Annotated in this window: 24 protein-coding genes; 17 read left to right on the forward strand and 7 right to left on the reverse strand. The window is 36.6% G+C overall.

Going from position 1 to position 25,205, the window contains the following annotated elements:
• Positions 1-4: 4 nt before the first annotated feature.
• The 4 genes from porW to AC2A07_RS12970 all read right to left on the reverse strand — a co-directional run bounded on the left by porW (position 5) and on the right by AC2A07_RS12970 (position 4,523).
• Positions 5-2,614, reverse strand: coding sequence for a type IX secretion system periplasmic lipoprotein PorW/SprE (gene porW, locus AC2A07_RS12955; RefSeq protein ID WP_484050767.1), 2,610 nt, complete (start codon positions 2,612-2,614; stop codon positions 5-7).
• Between the two features lie 87 nt (positions 2,615-2,701).
• A complete protein-coding gene (locus AC2A07_RS12960) occupies positions 2,702-3,256 on the reverse strand; it encodes a Maf family protein (protein ID WP_484050768.1) in 555 nt (184 codons plus the stop codon).
• Positions 3,257-3,265: 9 nt separating this feature from the next.
• The gene (locus AC2A07_RS12965) at positions 3,266-3,784 is read right to left on the reverse strand and encodes a KdsC family phosphatase (protein ID WP_314494514.1); all 519 of its coding nucleotides are present in this window, start codon (positions 3,782-3,784) and stop codon (positions 3,266-3,268) included.
• The gene (locus AC2A07_RS12970) at positions 3,774-4,523 is read right to left on the reverse strand and encodes a Rossmann-like and DUF2520 domain-containing protein (protein ID WP_484050769.1); all 750 of its coding nucleotides are present in this window, start codon (positions 4,521-4,523) and stop codon (positions 3,774-3,776) included. Before AC2A07_RS12970 ends, AC2A07_RS12965 begins: the two co-directional genes overlap by 11 nt.
• Positions 4,524-4,809: 286 nt before the next feature.
• Here AC2A07_RS12970 and AC2A07_RS12975 point away from each other — a divergent pair, with 286 nt between their 5' ends.
• From AC2A07_RS12975 to AC2A07_RS12995, 5 genes are all read left to right on the forward strand, one after another.
• Positions 4,810-5,361, forward strand: coding sequence for an RNA polymerase sigma factor (locus AC2A07_RS12975; RefSeq protein ID WP_484050770.1), 552 nt, complete (start codon positions 4,810-4,812; stop codon positions 5,359-5,361).
• 3 nt (positions 5,362-5,364) lie between these two features.
• Positions 5,365-6,105 (forward strand): hypothetical protein, encoded by a 741-nt coding sequence (locus tag AC2A07_RS12980; RefSeq protein ID WP_484050771.1) that lies wholly within the window; start codon positions 5,365-5,367, stop codon positions 6,103-6,105.
• 6 nt (positions 6,106-6,111) lie between these two features.
• A complete protein-coding gene (locus tag AC2A07_RS12985; protein ID WP_314494520.1) occupies positions 6,112-6,624 on the forward strand; it encodes a hypothetical protein in 513 nt (170 codons plus the stop codon).
• 121 nt (positions 6,625-6,745) lie between these two features.
• Complete coding sequence (locus AC2A07_RS12990; RefSeq protein WP_484050772.1) at positions 6,746-7,777, forward strand: hypothetical protein; 1,032 nt, start codon at positions 6,746-6,748, stop codon at positions 7,775-7,777.
• A 132-nt stretch (positions 7,778-7,909) separates the two neighbouring features.
• Positions 7,910-8,908: a hypothetical protein gene (locus AC2A07_RS12995; protein WP_484050773.1), complete on the forward strand. Its 999-nt coding sequence runs from the start codon at positions 7,910-7,912 to the stop codon at positions 8,906-8,908.
• 157 nt (positions 8,909-9,065) lie between these two features.
• Here the strand turns inward: AC2A07_RS12995 and AC2A07_RS13000 are convergent, their stop codons facing one another.
• The gene (locus AC2A07_RS13000) at positions 9,066-11,354 is read right to left on the reverse strand and encodes a GH92 family glycosyl hydrolase (RefSeq protein WP_484050774.1); all 2,289 of its coding nucleotides are present in this window, start codon (positions 11,352-11,354) and stop codon (positions 9,066-9,068) included.
• 444 nt (positions 11,355-11,798) lie between these two features.
• Here AC2A07_RS13000 and lepA point away from each other — a divergent pair, with 444 nt between their 5' ends.
• Positions 11,799-13,595: a translation elongation factor 4 gene (lepA, locus tag AC2A07_RS13005; RefSeq protein WP_314494526.1), complete on the forward strand. Its 1,797-nt coding sequence runs from the start codon at positions 11,799-11,801 to the stop codon at positions 13,593-13,595.
• A gap of 315 nt (positions 13,596-13,910) precedes the next feature.
• On the opposite strand, the gene AC2A07_RS13010 is transcribed toward lepA, so the two are convergent.
• The gene (locus AC2A07_RS13010) at positions 13,911-14,549 is read right to left on the reverse strand and encodes a DUF1579 domain-containing protein (RefSeq protein WP_484050775.1); all 639 of its coding nucleotides are present in this window, start codon (positions 14,547-14,549) and stop codon (positions 13,911-13,913) included.
• A gap of 123 nt (positions 14,550-14,672) precedes the next feature.
• Here AC2A07_RS13010 and AC2A07_RS13015 point away from each other — a divergent pair, with 123 nt between their 5' ends.
• The 11 genes from AC2A07_RS13015 (at position 14,673) to AC2A07_RS13065 (ending at position 24,188) form a co-directional block, all read left to right on the forward strand.
• On the forward strand, positions 14,673-15,368 hold the full coding sequence (locus AC2A07_RS13015) for an NUDIX hydrolase (RefSeq protein ID WP_484050776.1): 696 nt from the start codon (positions 14,673-14,675) through the stop codon (positions 15,366-15,368).
• Positions 15,369-15,795: 427 nt separating this feature from the next.
• The gene (locus AC2A07_RS13020; protein WP_484050777.1) at positions 15,796-16,767 is read left to right on the forward strand and encodes an SPFH domain-containing protein; all 972 of its coding nucleotides are present in this window, start codon (positions 15,796-15,798) and stop codon (positions 16,765-16,767) included.
• A gap of 59 nt (positions 16,768-16,826) precedes the next feature.
• A complete protein-coding gene (locus AC2A07_RS13025; RefSeq protein WP_484050778.1) occupies positions 16,827-17,735 on the forward strand; it encodes an NAD(+)/NADH kinase in 909 nt (302 codons plus the stop codon).
• A 9-nt stretch (positions 17,736-17,744) separates the two neighbouring features.
• A complete protein-coding gene (locus AC2A07_RS13030) occupies positions 17,745-18,164 on the forward strand; it encodes an ADP-ribosylation/crystallin J1 (RefSeq protein ID WP_484050779.1) in 420 nt (139 codons plus the stop codon).
• Complete coding sequence (locus AC2A07_RS13035) at positions 18,154-18,801, forward strand: DUF4291 domain-containing protein (RefSeq protein ID WP_484050780.1); 648 nt, start codon at positions 18,154-18,156, stop codon at positions 18,799-18,801. The genes AC2A07_RS13030 and AC2A07_RS13035 overlap by 11 nt, the downstream gene beginning before the upstream one ends.
• Positions 18,785-19,306, forward strand: a complete 522-nt coding sequence (locus AC2A07_RS13040; RefSeq protein ID WP_484050781.1) for an O-acetyl-ADP-ribose deacetylase — start codon at positions 18,785-18,787, stop codon at positions 19,304-19,306. Before AC2A07_RS13035 ends, AC2A07_RS13040 begins: the two co-directional genes overlap by 17 nt.
• Before the next feature lie 104 nt (positions 19,307-19,410).
• The gene (locus tag AC2A07_RS13045; protein WP_484050782.1) at positions 19,411-20,097 is read left to right on the forward strand and encodes a Sir2 family NAD-dependent protein deacetylase; all 687 of its coding nucleotides are present in this window, start codon (positions 19,411-19,413) and stop codon (positions 20,095-20,097) included.
• A 34-nt stretch (positions 20,098-20,131) separates the two neighbouring features.
• Positions 20,132-21,004 carry an ADP-ribosylglycohydrolase family protein gene (locus tag AC2A07_RS13050; RefSeq protein WP_484050783.1) on the forward strand — a complete coding sequence of 291 codons (873 nt, stop codon included), beginning with the start codon at positions 20,132-20,134 and terminating at the stop codon, positions 21,002-21,004.
• A 32-nt stretch (positions 21,005-21,036) separates the two neighbouring features.
• Positions 21,037-21,579 (forward strand): RNA 2'-phosphotransferase, encoded by a 543-nt coding sequence (locus AC2A07_RS13055; protein ID WP_484050784.1) that lies wholly within the window; start codon positions 21,037-21,039, stop codon positions 21,577-21,579.
• A 122-nt stretch (positions 21,580-21,701) separates the two neighbouring features.
• Complete coding sequence (locus AC2A07_RS13060; protein ID WP_484050785.1) at positions 21,702-21,899, forward strand: hypothetical protein; 198 nt, start codon at positions 21,702-21,704, stop codon at positions 21,897-21,899.
• A 564-nt stretch (positions 21,900-22,463) separates the two neighbouring features.
• On the forward strand, positions 22,464-24,188 hold the full coding sequence (locus AC2A07_RS13065; RefSeq protein WP_484050786.1) for a M14 family metallopeptidase: 1,725 nt from the start codon (positions 22,464-22,466) through the stop codon (positions 24,186-24,188).
• Between the two features lie 66 nt (positions 24,189-24,254).
• Here AC2A07_RS13065 and AC2A07_RS13070 read toward each other — a convergent pair whose 3' ends face one another.
• A complete protein-coding gene (locus AC2A07_RS13070) occupies positions 24,255-25,139 on the reverse strand; it encodes a cupin-like domain-containing protein (protein ID WP_314494568.1) in 885 nt (294 codons plus the stop codon).
• Positions 25,140-25,205: the final 66 nt, after the last annotated feature.

Here is a 25,205-nt window from a genome sequence, read left to right on the forward strand (position 1 = left end):
CTGTTTATTGCTTTTGTGCCGGAACTGATGTTGTCGGTTGTATCTGCTGAGTATTGTTATTCATCCCCGGTTTTTTCGGAATACCGCTCTGAATGGCATTATTGACCGGCTGAGAACTGTTCATCATCGGATTATTCTGATTTCCTGGAGCTGTGATATTCTGTGACTGTTGCTGCATATTATTTTGCATTGGCTGTCCAAAATTAGCTGGATTCTGAGGAGCATTTGTAGGGCTTTGCGAAACAATATTTCCTTTGTTATCCGTTGACTGAAATGCAATTTCACTTTTCATGTAATTAAGCATTTCCTTTGCTTTTTCACCTTCAGGCGTTTTTCCGTAATTGAGAACAATCTGTTCCAACTGTAAAATCATTACCTCTTTCCCACTCGATTTTCCTGCATTGAAAGCGTTGAGAAGATAAAGTTTCGGAACCAGCGCATCTTTTGGATTTTTTTTGATAGACTGATCCAGTAAATTCTGACTTTCTGTAAATTTCTCAGATTCAAATAAAGCATACGCCGTTTTATAATTATTTTCCATCTCGGGAGATGACTTTACAAAAGTATTATTTTTTGGGTTTCTGGCAAACTCTGCATATGAACTGTAAGGATAGTCCGTCAGTAGGATTTGTTTTGCCCTTGCAGAAGCCTGAGGGTTTTTTGCATGATTCATTGCAAATATTTCATATAATGCCTGCAGCATCACTTTTTCTTCCGGTTTTACATCCACGAGATCATACAGGGTCTTTGTGGCTAAAGGAGTATTCGTAAAATAATTCTGATACATTATCCCCAGACCTAAAGAGGCTGTATCCCTGTCTTTTTTCAGCTGTGATAACTTTCCTGCATCATTCGGAATCTGTTCAATATAATAAGCTGGTTCAAAACGTCTTGGATTGGGTGCAGTTCCCACACCCAAAGCTTCGTTCTTCATATCTTCAATCGATGCCATTTTTTTAGAGTAACGCCAGTTATCTACAAGTGCTCTGTCTCCCCAGACCTGTTTAAAGGTAGACGTCCCTTTGCTTACAGTTCCGGTATTTCCATAATAAAATCCTTTCGTTACAGTTCCGAAATCTTCAAAAGAATTTGAACTGTTGGCAAAAAGTGAATTGGCATTGTAATCACCGGTATCGAATCCTTTGCTTCTTTCTTCACGGCGTCTTTCCAGTTCCTCTTTGGCTTCTTTAGCTTTAAGTTTTTCTATATGCTTTGCAAAATAATCAGTTTTCTGAGGTTCAGACATCCTTGCAATAGCAAGAATACTGTCATTTTTTCTGATCAGGTAATAGTTTTTAGAAATTTTCTTGATATTCTGAGACTGATCTTTTAAAAGAACCTTGGAAGGTTCATAGGTCATCACCGCCAATGCAGAGTCGTAATAAGCACCTACTCCTATATAATCATTTTTATCTAAGTATCTTCTCCCTATCTCATAATAGGTCAAACCACGCACCTGCGGATCTGAAACCTTCTCTAAAAGAGATTTTCTGAAAAACTCCTGACCTTCATCAGGTTTTCCCGCTTTGTTGGCCATCAAACCCAGAGCATAGTAAAATTCGTTTTTTCTTGAACCGTAGGTTCCTTTTTTACTGATGTCTTCCAGATATTTTCTTGCACCGGCATAGTCACCGTTTCCGTTGAATGTTTTTGCAATTTCTATCTGGGATTTCACTTCAAACTCAAAATCATTGGCATATTTATAAGCTGCTGCGAAGCTTTCACGGGCCGGTTCATTTCTTCCTAATTCTGATAAAACCTGACCTCTTAGAAATGCGATTCTGCTTTTGAGCTTTCTGTCACCGTTAAGTTCAAAAGCACGGTCTAATTCTTTTACCGCCTCCTCTTTTTTTCCTGCATCCAGAAGAGATTCTGAATGATAAATACTTAAAAGCTTTTCATAGTTTTTACTGATTCCGTCACTTTTCAGCTTGTTGAAAATCTGATCAGATTTATAATAGTCCTTAAGCTGAGCGTAGGCCAAACCTTCATAAACTTTTGCTAAAGGAAGCCTTTTATCTTCCTTCATGTGGGTGTAAACGTAGTTGAGTGCATCTAGTGCCTGACGTGATTTCCCCTGATAAATACGGGACTGTATAAGAATGATGTAAGCATCGAAAATGGCTTTATTCTGCTCTTCACCCTTTCTGATCACCGAATATTTTCCAATCGCTTTTAATGCTTTTGCCTCTGCAATTTCCAGTGAGGTTGCTCCTTTGGTTTCCTGTTGGTTAGGATCCTGAGGCATTCCCGGTATTTTCCCGGGAATATTCGGAAGCATTCCCGGTGCGCTTCTTCCATTAGACGCAGGCTGTCTGTTGACCTCTGCCATTTTCATTGAATTTTCCGCAAACGCTGAAGACTGGCCGAGATCACTCCCGATTGGCTGTTCTTCATACGTTAAAATCGGGATGTGTGGCGCATAAAAATTATCTTTATGAGCTTTGTCTCTGTCTGTAAATTCACTGTTCAATGCGTCTTTTGCATTAAAAAGTGTATTGTAATATGTTGTAAATCCTTTTAAAAACTTTGATCGGGCTTCCGGTTTCTTCACTTTGGTGCCACAGGAAACAACGAGGATCGCCATTAAAAGGAATATAATTTTCTTTTTCATTATTTTATATAACTCGCTAATCTGCTTTTTATTATCAAAGCAGTTTCATGATTCTGTAAAAATAATAAAATTTTAGCGGTAAATTATTTATATTTCTCTTAAAATTTTGTAAACCAAATGGGTAGGTAACCCCATAATGGTGTAAAAACTGCCGTTCATTTTTTTTATTTTTGACATTCCGAGCCATTCCTGGATGCCATAACTTCCTGCTTTGTCGAAAGGCTTATAGTTTTTTACATAAAAATCGATTTCCTCTTCTGAAATTTCATCAAATTCAACATCAGCAACATCGGTTTCTGTAATGGTTTTATTCAGGTTTTTGAACGTGATTCCGGTGTAAACCTGATGTGTTTTACCCGAAAGTGTCCGCAGCATCTTTTTTGCATTATTTTCATCTTTTGGTTTGCCCAGGATTTGGTTTTCAATGGCAACAACGGTATCTGCTGTAAGCAAAACTTCATCAGTTAATAATTCCCGGAAAGCACTGGCTTTCAGTTCAGATAAATATGCAGCAGCCTTTTCAATTTCAATATTTTCCGGTAAGATTTCTTCACAGTCAATTTTTACGACTTCAAAATCAAAACCTAAGCTGCTGAGCAATTCTTTTCTGCGCGGAGATTGGGAGGCTAAAAGTATTTTCATTGTTATGTGTTAAACAGATTGGGTATTGTCATCATGCCATTTTCCCTGAACCTTCATGACCTGTTCGATCACATCGCGTACGGCTCCGCTCCCACCCTGCTTTTCTGAAATATAGTCTGCAATATCTTTTATTTCAGGAACCGCATTTTCAGGACAGGTTGAAATCGCTGAATGTTGCATCATGTGAAGATCCGGTAAGTCATCACCCATCGTCAGGATATCTTCGTTTTTAAGATTGTATTTCTTTTTAAAATCTTCATAGTCCACCATTTTATCGTGGGACTTTGCGTAGTAATCCTCAATTCCAAGATAATTGATTCGGTGTCTGACCATTTCATCATTTCCACCTGTAATTACTCCGATTAAATAATTGTTTTTCAAAGCTTTGACCACTGCATAACCATCCAGCACATTCATTACTCTGCTCATATTTCCACCCGGCATCAGATAAACACTTCCGTCTGTGAAAACCCCGTCTACATCAAATACAAAGGCTTTGATATCTTTTAATTTCTCCTTATAACTCATACATTTTTTTAATAGAATGGTTCATTGTTTTATAAATTTCAAGACTTTCATCTTTTAAAAGCTTTTCATGTAATTCAAGAATTCTGGTATCATTTCTTACCGCCGGTCCTGTTTGTGCTGATTTAGGATCAATCTCATGAATTTTCTTAACCGTTTCATCAATTAGCGGTAAAAAGTATTCAAATGGAATTTCTTGGTCATCCGAGATCTCTTTTGCCTTTGAAAAAAGGTGATTCACAAAATTACAGGCAAAAACAGCGGTCAGATGAATATATTTTCTTTTCTCATAAGTACTCTCCATCACATTGTCTGAAATCTGGGCAGCCAGATCATAGAGTAATTTCTGATCTGCTTCATTTTCTGCTTCAATGAAGAACGGGATTTGAGAATAATCCAGTTTTTTGGATTTTGAAAAAGTCTGTAAAGGATAAAAGCTTGATTTTCTGTAATTTCCCATCAGAATTTCTTTGGGTAGGGAACCGGAAGTATGGGCAACTATGCAGTCCCTTTCAGGAATCAGACGTGAAACATCCTGCACTGACTGATCGCTGACACAGAGTATATATAGATCTGCATCTTCAAGCTGATCAGTGGAAAAAGGAATGTTTAATTCTTCAGATATTTTCTCCAAATTTTCTTTATTTCTCCCAAATATCTGAGTCAAAGAAATATTATTCTGAATAAAAGCTGTTGCGAGATGATACGCTACATTTCCGGAACCTATAATTACAATTTGCATAAAACAAAGATAATATTTTTGAAAAGGAAAGTCTATATATCAATCTAGAAGTATATTTAAATTCAGAATTGATATTTACTGACGCTAATTACACAAAGGATCTTCTGCTAAGCAGCAAAATGAAAATTCCTATTCTGTTTAAATACATTTCAATAATATACATCAGAGTTATGTTTGTGTGCCAAAAGCCAATCCAAAAACTGAATTATTAAACATTTGGACTCAAAATTGAATAAGTAATTTAACTTTTAAATACTTTTGTAATCCAAAACAATGAAAGCATCTTATGAAGATTAAAGACGCAGAGATTATTGCACTTATGCAAAACCCACGAACCCAGGAGAAAGGAGTTCGCGTCATGATGGATGCTTATCAGAGTAGATTGTATTGGCACATCAGAAGAATTATTGTTGACGGGGATCTTGCTCAGGACACTTTGCAGGAGACTTTTATCAAAGCATATCAGAATTTTCATCAGTTCAAGAATGACAGTCAGTTATATACATGGCTGTACAGAATAGCTACCAATGAAGCTCTGCAGCAGATCAATAAACTGAAGAGGATGCAGAAAACAGATGAGGATCCTGAATATTATATGCAGAATCTTGTTGCTGACAATACAGACAGTGATGCGGAAGAAATACAGATCTTTTTGCAGAGAGCCATACAAAGCCTGCCTGAAAAGCAGAAACTGGTGTTTATGATGCGGTATTATGATGATTTACCTTACGAAGAAATATCTAAAATTGTAGATATGTCCGTAGGAACTCTGAAAACAAATTATCACTATGCCAAGCAGAAAATAGAAGAATTTATCAAAGAAAATTACGAAAGATAATTTTTGACCTACAACGACATGAAAGATTTTGATCTGGAAAAATTAGAACGGAAAAATATTTACAAAGTTCCTGAGAATATGTTTGAAGATATTCAGCAAAAGGTGTTGAGTGATATGGATGGTTTTGATCTGGAAAAATTAGAACGCAAAAATATTTACAAAATTCCTGAAAATATGTTCGAAAATATTCAGGAAAAGGTGTTAAGCGGTATGAATAGTTTTGATCTGGAAAAATTAGAACGTAAAAATATCTACAAAATCCCTGTAAGGATGTTTGAAAATATACAGGATAATGTATTAAAAGAAATAATAGCGGATAAAAAAGCTCCTGTTTTTAAACTGAACTGGGGATATGCAGCAGCAGCTTCGCTGGCATTGATTTTCGGGTCTGCGTTTCTGTATAATTCTGCTTCAGATCCTTCTGAAGATCAGGAAGTATCAGGAGTATATGCAAATCATGCTGCACCCGTTAAGGAGAGTGAAATAGCCTATGAAACTTTGAAATCAGATTTAACATCTGTGGAAAATAATAATCAAACAAATAACAGTCAGCATATCAGTCATCAGGTAAAAACGGTAGCATATGTTCCGCAAAGTACAGAGATAAAGGCAAAGGCCGTAAAACAGGTTTCAAAGAAAACTGAAGCTCAGATGTCAGAATATCTGGATTCATTTTCAAATTCAGAAATTGCAGAGTTAGCCAATAACTCGACACAGGATGTTTACCTGGATTTATATAATTAAAAAGAGATGAAGAAAATATTATTTACACTTCTTGTTATTTATGGTTTTGGACTTAATGCCCAAAAAACGGATTATGATTGGAAAAAAATGGACCCTAAACAAAGAAAAGAAGTTATAAATAATCTTTCTCCTGAAGAAAGAAAAATATTGCTTACTCAGTTTAGAAATAACATGGTTTTGGATAATCTTGATGTAGACCCCAAAGATAAAAGTGAGTTTACAGCTATGTATAATGAATACCTGGATAATCAGAAGAAAATCAAAAGTCAGTTCGATTCTAATTTTAATCCGGAAACTTTGTCAGAAGATGAAGCAAAGGTAAAATTGCAGCAGAGTTTTGAAGTAGGACAGAAGTTATTAGATAACAGAAAAAAATATGCGGAAAAGATGCAGACCGTCATTCCGTGCCAGAAAGTTTTGAAGTTGTTTCAATCAGAGGGAATGATGAGAGATAAAATGAATGAAAGGAAACCTCACAATGGGAATAATAAGGGCTCAGGCGCCCGGCAAAACCCATAATAGTTTATTTTTTTAATGTTGGACGACCCTTGCAATTTATTGTAAGGGTCGTTTAATTTGGAATTATCGGTAAATATGTTATTTATACGGCACTAATCTTTATTTTTGTGAAAATTTCATCATGAAAAAAATAGTATTTTTTCTTTTAGTTTCAGTCTTTATTACTGCTCAGAAAACAGAGACGGTTAATCTTTCGAAATCCATTAAGGACAGTAAAAATTCATACAGTAATTTTTCAGTGATTGACCAGAGAGCGTCTCAGGAAATCGGAGCAGTACAGTTTCATAAGGATCAGGTCAGTATTGTGTTTGAGAATAATGCCGCAGACAGTTTCAGAGATTGGTTTACGAAGTACAATAAAATGAGTAGTGGCGAAAAGCTTGTACTTTTATTAGAAAAAATCAGTATTTCAGAAGAGAAAAAAGAGAAATTCCAAATCGGAAAACTTGAATTTCGAGCCAGTACTTTCATCAAAAAAGAAGATGGTTATCATTTTCTTTACAGGCAAGATACGGTAACCACAGTTTCATCCCGCGAAACTCCCTATATGGCGCAGAGTTTAGCTAAGAAAATTACACTGATTGCTGCAGATTTGTTTAAAAATTCTTATAAGAAATCGCCTTGGGCGTTTAGCCTCTCAGAAGGCGAACTTGCCGATTATCCATCTCTGCTGAAAGATAAACTTGATATTTTAAAAACCGAAACGCTGAAAGAAGGAGTCTATAAAGATGCATACAGTTTTTTCACTCATGTACCGGAGCCAGACTTTATTATTCAGACCAACAATAAAGGGATCGTCACAAAAGCAGTAAAAGGAGAGGAGAAAATGCCGATCAGAAACTTCTATGCGTTTGTGTATAACGGAATCCCTTATAAAGTAATTCCTGTGGGATATGTTGAAATTTTCAGGGACGAGACTGGACTTTTTATTGAAGTTAAAAAAGAGGAACTCTTTCCTGAACCCAGTTCTGCTGGAATTATAGTCGGGGGTGGTCTGGCGGGTGCAGTGGGAAGTATAGTAGGAAATCTGGCGATCATGGCAATCGAAAAAAATGCAGCCAACAAAAGAAGAGGAATGGCTGGAACAGAAGTTTCACTTGATCCTTTAACAGGAAATTATATTTTGCCGGAAAATTTTGGAAAATCTAAATAAAATAAAATGAGAGATTTTTTATCTGCTTTAATTTCAGCTGATTCTGGAAATGAATGACTTCTTTGTTAAACAGTAGGTAACATTCCTGGGTCTCTACAACTTAAATTACTTCTTATTTTTGAGAAAAATTATATGAAAAAAATTCTTCTTTTTATCTTCCTTTCTGTTTCACTGACTGCTCAGAAAATCGAAATCATTCATTTAAAACAAAATATTAAAGATAAATCTTTAAAGACAAAATCATTGACTTTAGTTGATGCCAGAACTGATAAGTCTTTGGGAACATTAACTTATAAAGGAGAGGCTGTGCAGATTAAATTTGCCGATAACGATTTAAAAAACTATGTTGAAACCTGGTTTGCAGATGATAATAAAACCAAAGGGAATAATGATATCACAGTACTGCTGGAAGAGATCAAAATCAGTAATTTTCAAAATACAGGTTTAGCGAAAGCAAGAATAAAAATCAGCAGTTTTATTAATCGGAACGGCAGGTATTATTTTATTAACCGATATAACAGCACGCTTGATTTTAATGCTAAAACGACTCCTAATATTCCTAGAGAAGTTGCATCAGCCATTTCAGTAATTTTTTCAACATTGATTAATGATTCTTATGCTCATATTGCTTTGAGTACACTCATTCCGGAAACTGAACTGAACAATTATGAGGCAGTAGTAACGAAGAATTTTGCGTTTATTAAAACACCGGAACTTGTCAATGGTGTATATAAAGATTTCAGGTCTTTTTCCCTTCAGAAACCGGAGTATGAATATCATGTATCTAAAAACAAAAATGGAACAGTGACGGGTATAAAAAACAGGGAAGATCTTCTGGTTTCCAACGAATTATTCGGTTATGTTGACGAAGGAAAAATGTACAGAATCACTCCAATCGGCTTTCTTGAAGTGATGAAGGATGACAAGGGGTTTTATGTGATCTCATCAAGGACGGAATTATTTCCGCCTCAAAGTGGAAATGGAGCTATGATTGGCGGAATGACAGGTGGGTTTGTAGGAGCTCTTATCGGTGCAGCAATTGATTCCGGTAAGTCAGGAAGAAGAGTAGATAATGCCAATCTTTCTACAGTATATATTGATCCGCTGACGGGATCCTATATTTTTCAATAATCGCTGTTAAATGAAAAAAATCCCTGCAGTTGTTGAGCAGGGATCAATTCTATTTAAATATTTTTTGTCTGAAAAAATGAAATCAGCTTAGGAAAGAATCAATTCTGCCTGATACGTTGATGTTTAATATTTTCTCGCTGAAATTGAACTCTCAGCTTTATTTTTTGTCGGTTGAATAAGAGTAGGGAAAATCTTTTTCATCTGCTCCCCTCGCTTTGTTTGGTTGGGAACTCATATCAAATTTCAACGTTGCTCCCTTCATCAGTTCCTGGTGGCTGAGCCAGTTCTTAGAATATTTTTTTCCGTTCAATCGCACAGAATTGACATAGCGGTTCTGTTCACTGTTTTTGTCTGCATTAATTTCAATTGACTTTCCGTTTTTGAGATGAAGGACTGCTTTCCTAAACAGAGGAGCACCGAAGACATACTGATCCGTCGCCGGAGTTACGGGATAAAAGCCAAGTGCGGAGAAAACATACCATGCAGAAGTCTGTCCGTTATCTTCATCACCGCAGTACCCATCAGGAGTAGGCTGGTAAAGACGGTTCATTGTTTCCCGGACCCAGTATTGTGTTTTCCATGGTTCCCCCGAATAATTGTACAGATAGATAATATGCTGGGCGGGCTGATTTCCGTGGGCATACTGACCCATATCGGCATTGACCATTTCCTGAATTTCGTGAATGGTAGAACCGTAATAAGAATCATCAAAAACAGGAGGCATTTCAAATACCTGATCCAGTTTTTTTGAAAACTCTTTTTTTCCGCCCATCAGTTTTGCAAGCCCGTTAATATCCTGAAAAACTGACCAGGTGTAATGCCACGAATTTCCTTCTGTGAAGGCATCACCCCATTTAAAGGGATTGAAGGGTATCTGAAAACTTCCATCCTGATTTCTTCCGCGTGCCATTCTGGTTTCCGGATCAATGATTTTGTGAAAATTCTGTGAGCGTCTGTAGTATTCTTTCCATTCAGATTCGGGTTTTCCCAAAGCTTTTCCCAACTGGGCAATAGTAAAATCATCGTACGCATATTCTAAGGTTCGTGCCGCATTTTCATTGATTTTAACATCATAAGGAACATAGCCCAGTTTCTTGTAATATTCGATGCCCAGTCTTCCGGTTGCCTGCAGACCTTCATTATTTGCCCCATGGAGCAACGCCTGATACAGTGTTTCAATGTCATATCCCCGCAAGCCTTTGATGTAGGCATCGGCGACTACAGATGCAGAATTGTTGCCAATCATAATATCAGAATAAGAAGGGCTCGACCATTCCGGCAGCCATCCGCCTTCTCTGTAATCACTGATCAGTCCTTTCTGCATTTCAATATTAATATCAGGATAAACAAAATTCAGAAAAGGGTAGAGCGCCCTGAACGTATCCCAGAAACCTGTTCCTGCAAACCGGTAACCCGGTTCTGTCTTTCCGGAATATGGACTGTAGTGCACAATTTCTCCGGACCTGCTGATTTCGTACATTTTGTGCGGAAAGCAAAGCATTCTGTACAGTGAAGAATAAAAAGTCCTCATCTGGTCAACTGTTCCGCCCGCAACTTCAACTCTTCTTAATTTTTCATTCCATGCTGTTTTTGCTTTGGCTAGTGTGATATCGAATGAATCCTGTGCCAATTCCCTTTGTAAGTTTAATTCTGCCTGCTCAGGGCTGATGAATGAAGAGGCAATTCTCAGGTTTACTTTTTCCCCTTTTTTTGTGCTAAAGCCGACCACCGCACCGCAGTGATCTCCGTTAATATCCAGTGCATCTTTCACAAAATCTTTGTCTTTCCATGCAGTATATTTCGTAAAAGGTTTATCAGCGTATATGACAAAATAATTTTTAAAACCGACCAGTTTTCCCCGGGAATATTTTGTGGAGTAACCCACAATTTTATTTTCTGAGGGAATAATCGTGATGCCAGATCCCTTATCAAACGCATCTACTACAAACCATGATTCTTCAGAGTCAGGATAGGTAAGACGCATCTGTGCAGCTCTTTCTGTGGGAGTGAGCTCTGCAGTTACATTGTGGTCAGCCAGATATACACGGTAATAGTAAGGTTTAGAAACTTCAGATTTATGAGAGAACCAGCTTGCTCTTTCCTCTTCGCTGAAGCGCATTTTTCCTGTAACGGGCATAATGGAAAACATCCCGTAATCATTCATCCACGGCGAGGGCTGGTGGGTCTGTTTTATTCCTCGGATTTTATCTGCATCGTACGTGTACTGCCATCCATTTCCGTTTTTTCCGGTTTGGGGCGTCCAGAGATTCATTCCGTGGGGGACAGCCACAGCAGGATAGGTATTTCCGTTGGAGAGCGATGGTTTTGAAAGGGTTCCGATCAATGGATTGACAAATTCCTCAGGATATTCCGGTGCTTTTTCGATCCACTGCGATTTGAATGGTACAAAAGGTATCATTAAAATAAGTAAAAGAGCTTTTTTCATTAAAAATAAGTTTAAACTTTGGGTGTGGTTTTTGAGTTGAAAAGGTAAAGATTTTAGGTCAGATGATTCTAAGATTATCCGCAAACTTTATCTTGCAAAACGACTTTTTTCAGCGAATTAAATTTTTATGTGTAATAGTTTTTTAATTGAGTCATTTTGCGGCCTCTCTGTCATCTCGCAGATGTTCCGGCTTTCGGAATGATAAAACTGCTGTCATATTTTCCATTTACAGACATAAAATTAAAAAGCAGACTGTTGCCCAGCCCTGATCGGAGCATTTGTCTGAGCTCATTTTATTTATAAAAGAAAATAGCGAGTGCGGAGAGCGGGAATAAGCTCATGAAAAGATCACAGTATCTCTTCAAAATTTATTTCCGCTGTACATCATTAAGAATGAGGAATTATCCTGCATTTTATTATCTTTGCAAATTACATAGTTCTTAAATGAAAAACATACGAAATTTTTGCATAATCGCCCATATTGACCATGGTAAGAGTACTTTGGCAGACCGTCTTCTGGAATATACCAACACGGTAACCCAGAGAGAATTGCAGTCTCAGACCCTTGATGATATGGATTTGGAAAAAGAACGTGGGATTACGATAAAATCTCACGCTATCCAGATGGATTATGAGCTGAATGGCGAAAAATATATTTTAAATCTTATTGATACTCCGGGACACGTAGATTTTTCTTACGAAGTTTCCCGTTCTATTGCTGCATGCGAAGGGGCTCTTCTGATTGTTGATGCTGCACAGAGTATTCAGGCACAGACGATCAGTAATCTGTATCTGGCTTTGGAAAATGATCTTGAAATTATTCCTATCCTGAATAAAATTGACCTTCCGTCAGCCAATCCTGAAGAAGTTACCGATGAGATTATGGGACTGATTGGATGTAAGTATGAGGATGTTCTTCGTGTTTCGGGAAAAACCGGAGAAGGGGTGCGTGATTTGTTAGAGCAGATTGTTGCAAGAATTCCTGCTCCAGTCGGAGATCCTGAAGCCCCGCTTCAGGCATTGATTTTTGACTCAGTTTATAATCCGTTCAGAGGAATTGAGGCTTATTTCAAAGTGGTGAACGGAAGTATTTCTAAAAACGAAAAAATCAAATTTTTTGCAACAGGAAAGGAATACGGTGCCGACGAGGTAGGAACCTTAAAGTTAAAGCAGGTTCCGAAGAAAACAATTGAGTGTGGTGATGTAGGATATATTATTTCCGGGATCAAAGATGCCCGTGAGGTTAAAGTAGGGGACACCATTACTTCTTTTGTTAATCCGGCAGCTGCCGCTATTGACGGTTTTGAAGAAGTAAAGCCAATGGTTTTTGCAGGAATTTACCCGATCGAGTCTGAAGATTTTGAAGAGTTGAGATTCTCATTGGAAAAATTAAGGCTGAATGATGCTTCTCTGGTTTTCGAACCTGAAAGTTCTGCAGCTCTTGGTTTCGGTTTCCGTTGCGGATTCTTAGGAATGCTTCACATGGAAATCGTCCAGGAACGTCTGGAAAGAGAATTTGATATGAACGTGATCACGACCGTTCCCAACGTGTCTTACCATGGATATTCTAAAAAAGACCCTGAGACTACAATTTTGATTAACAATCCGTCTGAAATGATTGATCCCAATCTTCTAGACCGGGTTGAAGAGCCTTTTATCAAAGCTTCTATCATTACGAAATCTGATTTCGTAGGTGCGGTAATGACGCTTTGTATTGAAAAGAGAGGGGAGATCGTTAATCAAAGTTATCTGACAGCAGACAGAGTGGAACTGACGTTTAATATGCCGTTAGCTGAGGTTGTTTTCGACTTTTATGACCGTTTGAAATCTATTTCTAAAGGATATGCTTCATTTGACTATTCTCCTATTGGAATGCGTTCTTCGAAGTTGGTAAAAATGGATATCCTGATCAACGGAGATATGGTAGATGCTTTATCTTCATTAATTCACGATTCCAATGCTTACTACATCGGGAAAAAGATGTGTGAAAAACTTCGTGAGCTAATCCCAAGACAGCAGTTTGATATTGCAGTTCAGGCAGCTTTGGGAGCGAAAGTTATTGCAAGGGAAACCATTAAGGCATTGAGAAAAGACGTTACTGCAAAATGTTACGGGGGAGATATCTCAAGAAAAAGAAAGCTTCTTGAAAAGCAGAAAGAAGGGAAGAAGAAGATGAAACAGATTGGTAGGGTAGAAGTACCGCAATCGGCATTTATGGCTGTTTTAAAGCTGAATGATTAAAAAAAGAGCCATACAGAAAGGCAAAAAATACAAAACGAAATCCGTAGAAATTTTCTGCGGATTTTTTTATTTTACTTCAAAATAATTCCTTTTGTTTTTTTTAATCTGGCTACTATAAATTCATCTGACCTATTAAACTTTTGAAATGCCATCTTTTCATCATGGGGAAAACTCAAAACAATATCATCGGCAAAAGTTTTTTTCACTTGACAGCCGATGATTAAAGAGGTTAAGTTAAAAAAAATCGTTTCATTCAAATATTTTCTAAGAATTTTGAATGTAAAAAAAACCGTTTCAGGTGAAACGGTCTGCTCCTTATTTTTTGATATATTTTATTTCCATAGTCTTAAACTCTTTGCCTGTTTTAGAATCAGGACCAAACATTTCCAAAGTCTGATGGGTGTCATCCACAAAAGTGTAGACTTCCCTCACGTCGCAGTCTTTATCAGGTCTTGCTGGATCGGTCATTTTTCCTTTAAATTCGATTGATTTTTTTGAAGCGTTCCAGTCGCCTTCCATATTCATAAAACCTGTGCCCATATTATCAATCCATATGCTTACAAATTTCTTTTTAGAATTGTTGTAACCCGTAATGCTCATTCCTTCGAAAGGCATTCCCATAAAATCTCCTTTGTGTTCGCTGGTTTGATAGCGTCCGTCAAAAATCATTTTATTGGTTGTGGTTGACTTACTTGTCATGGGTTTTCCGCCGTTTTCCATCCACATGGTGGTTTCTCCTATCCATGTTCCGTCAGATTTTGCCAGCATTTTTTGCATATCTCCCGGTGTGGCGTATTCCATCCATGCTTTGGTGGCAGTTGCGGAATCTACTGGTTTCCATTCTTTTTTTTCTGTAGATTCGGTTGCGTCTGAATCTGTTTTTACGTCCATTTTCACTTTATCACAAGCGATAAACAGAAATGCAGAGCAAATTGCAAAAATTAATTTTTTCATAATTGTTTAATTTTAAGTTGATTATAAATTTAATAAAAAAGATAATTCAAAAAAATATTATTTTAATTTAGAAATTAAGGTTTGTAATGGTTAATTTCGTGTACTCGTAACGCAAATTAATTTATGGATTCTCCAAAAAAACTTCAGGATATAAAAGTTGCTGTTGATGCCGTTATTTTCGGCTATTTTGATAAGAAAGATCTTCAGCTTCTTTTGATCAAAAGGAATATTGAGCCTTTCAAAGGGGGTTGGGCACTTCCGGGAGGCCTTGTTTTGGATAATGAAAATTTAGATGATGCCGTAAAAAGGGAACTGCAGGAAGAAGCAGGCATAAAGCCTGATTTTTTAGAGCAATTGTATACTTTTGGCAACGTTGGTCGGGATCCGAGAAATCGGGTGGTTTCTGTGGCTTATTTGGGTTTGGTCAATCCATCTTATCACGAATTAAGTGCCGATTCTGATGCAGATGATGCGCAATGGTTCGGTGTCAATCAACTTCCGAAACTCGCGTTTGACCATCAAAAAATTATTGATATAGCATTAAAAAGACTTCGTAATAAAATTCAGTATCAGCCTGTTGGTTTTAATCTTTTGAATGATGAATTTGTTTTTTCTGAACTGGAAAACCTTTATACAACCATTATAGGAAAAGAAATCGACAGGCGAAATTTCAGAAAAAAAATAATGAGCTACGGGCTTCTCAGCGAAACTTCTCAGTTTAAAAAAGAAGGCAGCGGAAGACCGGGAAAATTATTCACTTTTAATCAGGAAAAGTATAAAGAGCTTGAAGAAGAGGGTTTTTATTTTGAAATTAAATAGTACCTGCCGGGGATTTTGAATTTATTATTTCGAAAATAAGGCACACGGGTTCTTTAGATTTATTCATTGTTTTCTCACAAAATTGCTTTAGATTCCTACATTTTTATCGCCGGAAAATACCCGGTTTTATAATCATTGCTTTTAAGATGAGAGATGATACCTCATTGGCTAAAAACTAGATTACCTATCATTAGTAAAAAAAATAACTCTGATAATCAGCATTTTAATTACATTAGCGTAAAAATTACACAAATGCATTTGGAGGATAAAAACAATCGCATTATATTTGTGTAATAATAACGCAATTTAAAATTGTTTGCAAGAATTTAAGATTTTTATGCCGTTTTCAATTAGCATAAATATAACACAAATATTAATTTAAAAACGTAAAGCTATGTTTGGATTTAAGCACATCAAATTTGATTCAATGACGTACGTTCTTCATTTTAAAAACGGAGAAATCGTGAAAGAAGGTAGAGGGTTGTCGTTCTTTTATTTCGCTCCCAACTCCTCTATCTCTGCCATTCCCATGGGAAGTAATGATCTTCCGTTTATTTTTAATGAAAATACTTTTGACTATCAAACGGTTAGGATTCAGGGGCAGATCAGCTATAAAATCACTGACCCGAAAGCACTTTCAGAAACTTTAGATTTTACCGTTAATGAATCAGGTATATATAAGAAAAATGATATCGAAAAACTGAATCAGAGAATCATTAACCTGGCGCAGACTTCGACGTCATCCTTTATCCACGAATTAAGTTTAAAGGATGCCATCCGTTCTGCAAAGAAAATAGAAGGAAATATCCTGGAAGGATTAAAATCTTCTGCAGCCATTCTTAGCATGGGAATTGAAATTTCAGGAGTTAATATTCTTGCCGTGCAGACGACTCCCGAAATGGCAAGGGCTTTAGAAACCGAAACAAGAGAAAAACTGCAGCAGCAGGCAGATGAAGCAATTTATGAAAGAAGAAACTTTGCCGTAGAACAGGAAAGAAAAATCAAAGAATCTGAACTGAATACTGAAATTGCAGTCGAAGAAAAACAAAAACAGATCGAAGAAAAAAGAATGGAAACTGAAGTGCAACAGGAAGAGAACAACAGAATTTTAAGAGAGATGAAATTGAATGCTGATATTTCGGTTGAAAATCAAAGAAAGCAGCTGATCGAACAGAAAACTGAAAATGACAGAAAAGAAGCAGAAACTCAGGGATATGTTCTGGAATCATCGCTGAAACCTTATAAAGAAATGGACTGGAAAGTATTGACCGCTCTCAACGGAAAGCAGGATGCAGCATCAAACATTGCTTTAGCATTTAGAGAACTGTCTGAAAATGCGGGTAAAATCGGAAATCTGAATATCAGTCCTGATCTTTTAGAAACGATTTTGAAACATTAGTACGCGGAAACCGGCAATAATGAAACCGGAATAGTTTATATATTTATCTACTCGACATCATGAAAATAGAATACGCCATCATTATCAAAAATAAAACAAGGCTGGAGTCTTTGATTGAAAGGTTCAATACTAAGGCCCAGGCCCGGTTTTATATTGAAAGTTCCGGAGGAAATTTTCCGGAATATGTGGATGAACATGAGAAATTCTATCAGTCATTTCTTTCAGTCCAGACGACGCTTTCAAAAATTATAAAAAATAAGGTGATCGAAAAAGAATTTGTTCCGTCTTATATTTTCTCTGAGAATAATATAATTATTGTGATCGGACAGGATGGACTGGTAGCGAACGTTGCGAAATACTCGAGAAATATTCCTATTGTAGCCATAAATCCTGATGCTGAAAGATATAATGGGGTGCTTCTTCCTTTCAATGTTAATAACTTCTTCAAGGGAGTACAATCTGTGATAAACGATAACTTTAGTTCAAGGCAGATGAGGTTCGCAGAAGTCGTGTTGAATGACGGTCAAAAGTTACTTGCTGTAAATGATTTGTTCATAGGGATCTCTTCTCACAGCTCAGCACGGTACAAAGTTGTACTGAACGGAAAAGAAGAAACCCACTCATCCAGCGGTATTATAGTTTCTACAAAAACGGGAAGTACTGGCTGGCTGAGTTCCATTTTTAATATGGCTTACGGAATCTCAGGTTCAAAAGAACCCGGATATCCAGAAATGAATGATGATGATTTATATTTTGCAGTGAGAGAGCCCTATAAAAGTTTGATAACCCAGACGGAAATCTGCTGTGGAGCGATAAAAAAAGGGAATAAACTGACGATAGAATCATTAATGCCGAATGATGGTTTTATTTTCAGTGACGGCATTGAGCAGGATTTCCTGCAGTTCAACAGTGGTGCTACTGCGGAGATCAGGTTGTCTGATGAGGTGGCTGTGTTGGTGACAGAATAAAATATCATTATGAAAACAAAAACACTATACAGACCCGTCGGGGAAAAAGAAATGGTTTTAATTATCGAAAACGATTTCAAAAAATTTCCTCCAAGACTGGAATGGCAACCAATTTTCTACCCTGTTTTAGATGAAGATTATCCTTCCGAAATTGCAGAAAAATGGAATACCAGAGATGAAGCAGGAAATTTTCTCGGTTTTGTGACTATGTTTGAAGTATGGGCAGATGAATTAAACAAATATCCAACCCAAAATGTTGGAGCAAAAAATCATAATGAATTGTGGATTCCGTCTGAAGATTTAGAAATATTTAATCAGGCGATTGTTGGTAATATTGAAGTGATCAGAGTATTTGTTGGTGAGGATTTTAAAAATGCTGCCTATGCAGATATTGAACACTTGATTTTAAAATTAAAAAATGAAAATTAAATTAAAGAAATATAAGGTACAACTGGAGGAGTGGCCTCCGGACGGACATCATATCATGGCGCAGTATGATGATGAAAAAATCATCGTATATCAGTCTTACCGAAAAGAAATTGGTGAATTTGCAGTTCAGAATCAGTATTTTGGAGGAGCATTCAGTTTAGAAAGAATGACGTGGATAAAACCCAATTTTCTCTGGATGATGTACAGAAATGGCTGGGGAACAAAACAGGGACAGGAATATGTTTTAGCGATTCATTTAAAAATTGATTCATTTAAAAGATATATAGAAAATGCTGTATATTCATCTTACAGCAGCAGTTCTGGATTATCTAAAGAAGAATGGCAGAGTCAGGTAAAAGAATCTTCTGTCAGGTTACAGTGGGATCCGGATCATGATCCATTCGGGAAAAAGGTGGATCGAAGAGCTATTCAAATTGGTTTGAGAAATGATTTTATTAGATCTTTTGCTCAGAATGATATTCTTTTAATTGAAAATATTTCAGATTATGTGAAGGAGCAGAGGCAGTTTATTGTAAATAATGATTTAGAGAATCTGACGCTTCCTGAAGAGAAACCTTTTTTATTTGATAACGAAAATTTAAACCAAAAACTAAAACTCAATGAAACCAGCAATTGAATTAATCAAAGGCGACATTACCGGAATATACACAGACGTCATCGTCAATGCGGCCAACTCATCTTTATTAGTCGGGGGTGGTGTTGATGGAGCGATTCACCGTGCCGGAGGATCTGAAATCCTGGAAGAATGTAAGGCAATCAGAAACCGACAGGGAAAATGTAAAACAGGAGAGGCGGTGGTAACAACAGCGGGAAATCTTCCTGCAAAATATGTGATTCATACCGTGGGTCCGGTTTGGAATAATGATGAAGAAACATGTTCAAAACTTTTGGCAAATTGCTATAGAAATTCTTTAAAATTGGCTGAAAGTTTAGACGTAAAAACAATTTCTTTTCCAAATATCAGTACAGGGGTTTACCGGTTTCCAAAAGAACTTGCCGCAAAAATTGCCATTCGGGAAGTAAAGAATTTTGAATCAGATATCATTAAGGAGGTTATTTTTGTCTTTTTTGATGATGAAAATGAAAAAATTTACAGAGAATTATTAAGAACAGAGGATTAACAATTCATTCTTTGTCTCGGAGCAAATGAAATTTTCTGAACCTTAAAAAGGGAGTTGAAAAAAAATTATTTTGCGGACAGATTAATAAATTAACTTAAAAAAAAATGAAAAAACTCACGATACTGAGCGGTGCCGGAATCAGTGCCGAAAGCGGAATAAAAACTTTCAGAGAAGGAGATGGTCTTTGGGAAAATCATCATGTAACTGATGTTGCAAGCCCGGAGGGCTGGATGAGAGATAAGGAGTTGGTTCTGGAATTTTATAACCAAAGACGCCGCCAGCTCCGTGAAGTTAAACCTAATGACGCACACAGGCTCATCGCAGAATTAGAGGAATATTTTGATGTTCAGATCATCACTCAGAACATCGATGATCTGCATGAAAGAGCGGGTTCAAACCATATTATACACATTCACGGAGAATTGTTTAAATCCTGCTCGTATAATAATAAAAGTCTGATTTACGATCAGAAAGAGGATATCAAAATTGGTGACCAGGCAGAAGACGGAGCACAGTTACGGCCTTTTATCGTCTGGTTCGGGGAAGAAGTTCCACTGATGAAAGAAGCAACGGAAAAAGCAAGAGAGGCTGATATTTTCCTCGTTATCGGAACTTCATTACAGGTATATCCTGCAGCAGGATTAATTCATGAGATTAAGGACGACTGTTTGCTGATTGTGATCAATCCTAATGAGACCGGTTTTGGATATGGACAGAGAGCGGTTGTCATGAAAGAAACCGCAACGCAGGGAATGAGATTATTGTTTGATAAACTTGTCAATTTAGCCTGATGAAAGATGTCGTAAAAGCCGGAATTTTCGGAGTTTGCATTGGGGATGCTTGGGTGTTCCGGTAGAATTTAATAAAAGAAAAACCTTAAAAATATTTCCTGTTGAAAATATGCGGGAATATGGATCTTGGAATCAGCCGAAGGGAACCTGGAGTGATGACAGCTCGTTAACGCTCTGTCTTGCCGAAGAATTAACCAAAGGCTATGATTTGGAAAAGATCGGACAAAGCTTTGTAAAATGGAATAAATATGGACATTGGACTGCTCATGGAAGGCTTTTCGATATTGGCGGAACTACAAGACACTCCATTGCAAGGTTGATGAAAGGGGAAAGTGCCGGATTTTCGGGAAATATTTTTGAAGAAGATAACGGGAATGGTTCTTTAATGAGAATTCTTCCTTTGGTATTTTACCTGAAAAATGAAGAAGATATTGAAAAATTATACAAAACGGTAAAAGAGGTATCGTCCATTACTCACGGACATTTCCGTTCTGTTTTTGCATGTTTTATTTATGTGATTTTTGGCATTGAATTAATAACAGGGCAAGATAAGATGGAAGCATATAGTCATACTCAGGAAATAGTTTTGAAGTTTGCTGAAATTCAAGGTTTTAACCCAAAAGAGGTTCAGCTATTTGATAAGATTTTAAAGAATAATATTTCAAAATATTCTGAAGATGAAATTAAAAGCAGCGGATACGTTCTTCACACTTTAGAAGCATCTTTATGGTGTTTTCTAAATTCAAAAAGTTATTCAGAAGCAGTTTTAAAAGCTGTCAATTTAGGAGAGGACACCGATACAACCGGAGCCATCACGGGTGGACTCGCCGGAATTTATTATGGTTTTGAAAATATTCCCAAAGAATGGATTGAGGAGCTGGTGAAAAAAGAGGATATTGAAAATTAGTGTGAAAAATTTGAAACCCAATTTATGAAATAATGAATGATCAGGAAAAGAAAAAAACCAGCAAATTTCTGAGTTATATTCTTAGGCATCATCCCGAATCGATCGATTTGAATTTGGACGAAAACGGTTGGGCAGATGTTCATGAACTGATTTCAAAATCAACAAAAGATTCTCAAGGATTTACTTTTGAAGAATTGGATGAAATTGTGCAAACCAATGATAAGAAGCGTTTTATTTTTAATGAAGATAAAACCAGAATCAGAGCTAATCAGGGGCATTCAGTTGATATAGATTTAGCCTTAAAACTACAGCAGCCTCCAGAGTTCCTGTATCATGGAACGGCTGAGAGTAACGTCGATTCCATTGTGGAAAAGGGAATCGAAAAAAGAAGTCGGCAACATGTTCATTTAAGCATAGATAAAGAAACGGCAGCAAAAGTCGGAATGCGTCACGGAAAACCAGTAATTCTGATCATTGATTCAGGAAAGATGTTTGAAGACGGAGTTTTATTTTATCTTTCTGAAAACGGAGTTTGGCTGACGGATTTTGTGGAAGCAAAATATATTTCAAAATGAAAAGATAAATGTAAATTTTTTATCATGTAAAGATTTTTGTAATTTATATTTATTTCTTATATTAGTGATAAAAATCGTGGTATCCGAAAAACGCATAGAGTAGGAAAATTAAACAAATCATTATGAAAAAATTAAACAAAATTTCAAGAGAAAATTTAAAATCTATTAAAGGAGGAATTACGCCAGAATGTGCCTCTTGGTGGGGTTCCGGTCGTCCGTACTACAGTAATGAGGCAACCTGCCTTCAGGCTGCGGCTACCGCAAATCCTGAATTTGAACCATTCTGTGTTAATAAATGTGGACGTTGGTATGCTTTTTAATTAAGAAGTAAAGAAAGAATACCCCTATAAGTATCAAACTTTTAGGGGTTTTTTATGTAAAATCAAATTTGAAATTTTGTGAAATAAAAAATTGCTTTGATCCTTGAGAAGAGATAGCCATTTTATTTTTTTTGGTAAACCTTTTTTAGCATAATTAGTTTTTTCAACTGCTTTTTTCTCATTCAAAATCAGACACCGGATTCTTAAATAACCTGAGTTCGGGATAAACAATTTTTAAATAATTGATTTTCAAAATAATGCTATTTTATCGCAAAGAAAAACAGAGAAATTCTACTTTTTGAAACGTTTTTAAGTTAAACAATGCCACTTCGTTTATCAAGCTATACAAGAATTTTGTATTACCTTGATAAGTTTCACGCCTTTGTCTATCCGAAATCTTAGAAAATCACGTAATTACTATTTTTGTTTAGCTTTGCGTTTTATAGAGCCTTATCCCGAACTGAGGTTAAATAATACTTTGATCTGCTAATCAAATGTCAGAATAAAACAACCCCTTTGTTTTTCCAAACTTTCAGTAATTTTAAAGTTCGAAATATCACTTCAATGAAACTGAAATATCTTCTGCTTTTTCTAAGTACATCTTTGTTTTTTTCCCAGACTCCTTTCCAGACTCCTTTTGAAAAAGGAAATGGTAATCAGACGTCTACCTACCGGGAAATGAATGATTTTTATGAAAACCTGGCAGAAAATTTCAGTACCATCCAATACCTCCGCAAAGGCGAGGATGATAATGGAAAACCGATCTATGTGGTTATCTACAATCCCTTCGTAGAGAAAGATCCGGAGAAATTAAGAAAGGAAAAAGCCATTTTATTCATTAACAACGGAATTCATCCCGGAGAGCCGGATGGAATTGATGCCACTATGATGCTGATGCGGGATTTGGCAACTAAAAAGATCAAAACACCTGAGAATTTTATCGTTGCTGCTATTTCAGCCTATAATGTAAGCGGAATGCTGAACCGTGGTTCGTTTTCGAGAGCCAATCAAAATGGTCCTGAAGAATATGGTTTCAGAGGAAATGCGAAAAACTATGACCTCAACAGAGATTTTATCAAAGCAGACTCTAAAAATGCCAGAAGTTTTCAGGAGATTTATCAGTGGCTTAAACCAGACGTCTTTATTGATAATCATGTCAGTAACGGAGCAGATTACCAGTACACGTTTACTTATATTTCGACTTTTAAAGAACGGTTAGGAAATCGTCTGGGCGAATATTTTTATAATGATTTCCAGCCTGAAAATCTCAAGGACCTCAGGAAAAAAGGATACGACAGTACGCCATATGTCAATATTCACGGAGATGTTCCGGAGATTGGTTTTGCGGCTTTTGAAGACTCACCGAGATATTCTACAGGATATGCTTCTTTATTTAATGCTTTGGCGACCATGCCTGAAACCCATATGTTGAAACCTTATGATAAAAGAGTGGATGCAACCTATCAGTACATCCTGGTTAACCTGAATAATTTAGATAAAGATTATAAAAAAATAAAGCAGTTGCGGCATGAAAATCTAGTTCAGTATCAGGCTGGAAAACAATATGGAATAAGATGGAAAATAGATTCCACAAAATATTCTATGATGGATTTTAAAGGTTTTGAAGGAAAATATAAACCAAGCGAAATTTCCGGAAAGCCCCGGTTGTATTACGACAGGAAAAAACCGTTTACAAAGAAAATCAAACTTTTTACCACTGCAGTCTCTACAAGCCAAATCACGATTCCAAGATACTATATAGTGCCGAAGTCTCAGTATAAGATAATTGAAGAACTGAGAAGAAACGGAATCAGATTAGAACCGATTACCGAAAATACTCCTGCTTCCGTTCAGTATTACATCATTAATGATTTTAAAACTGTCAAAAGCCCTTATGAAGGTCATTATCTTCATTATGAAACCAAATTAACAAAGCTCAATGGGAATGTTGAATTCTCTCAGGGAGATTTCAGGGTGCCCACCGATCAGGACGGTGTAAAATATATTATTGAAACTTTAGAACCTGAAGCGGCAGACTCTTTCTTCAACTGGAATTTCTTTGACAGCATACTGTCTCAGAAGGAATATTATTCAGCATATATTTTCGAAGATACTGCTGCTGAATTATTAAAAGAAGATCATGATCTTAAGAAAAAATTTGAAAAAATGAAGGCTTCTGATAAGGAATTTGCAGACGACGGAATTGCTCAGCTGGATTGGATTTACAGGCACTCTCCTTGTTTTGAACAGAAGACCTACAGAGTTTACCCGATTTATAAAATACTGTAAATTTTAAGATCAGAAAATCACGAAGTAAAACAAAAAATACGCTCCAATTTTTGAAGCGTATTTTTATTATTTTCTAGGTAAACCTTTTTTCAAAGCATAATTGGCTCTTTCAACAGCTTTTTTCTCCTTCCAGTCCATATATTTCTTTTTGAACTGACCTTTCATGATATTGTCAAAATTTCTTTGAACAGTAAGGTTCCATAAAGAATTTGCTTTTACAGCCCAGGACTTATCCCATGCACGGAGTGAAAGTGAAAAACTGCCGTCGAGGTATTTCATCCAGTGCCACCATCCTGTTGGCATAAATAAAGTATCGCCATGTTCCAGAAAACATTCAATTCCCTCAATGCCGTCCAGTGCAGGGAATTTTTCAAAATCAGGATTCGAAATATCAAAATCTTCTAAAGAATATGTGGCATAAGGAAGCTTGTAAAGTCTGTCTCTCCATTTTTGTTCAAAAAGAAGAACGTGTTTTCTTCCGTTAAAATGGGTGTGAAAAATATGTGCTAAATCAATATCATAATGTAAAAACGTCACAGAACCTTTTCCTCCAAAAAACATTGACGGGTATTTATCTAGAAAGCCACCCATCAGTTCTGAAGGAGAAATGTAATCTTCCAACAGCTTGTTGGCCCTTTTTATGGGATCAAAGAAGAAAATTCTCAGATCAGTCGGTTCTCTTTGGATGAGATCAATATAATCTGCAAACTTCATTTCTGTAGTAGGCGTATTGATAGGAGCGGAAGGATCGGCTTTGGCACTGTCATAAAGGGGAACGGTAACGTCACCTACCACTTCTTTCACATAATCCATTGTCCATTTTTGATAGGCCGGCCATTTTCTGGCCATATTTTTGATCACAACCGGTTTTCTCGGTATCAGATATTTCTCGCGGAACTCTTCCTGAGTGATATCATCTACAATATCTATAGGTTTTAGAATAACCCCCATTTTTATAAATTTTATGTTACAAAATTATTAAATATATATATACCAAAATTGAAATACTGTTCTTTT

The organism is Chryseobacterium sp. HNCC26DJ238, assembly GCF_057180465.1.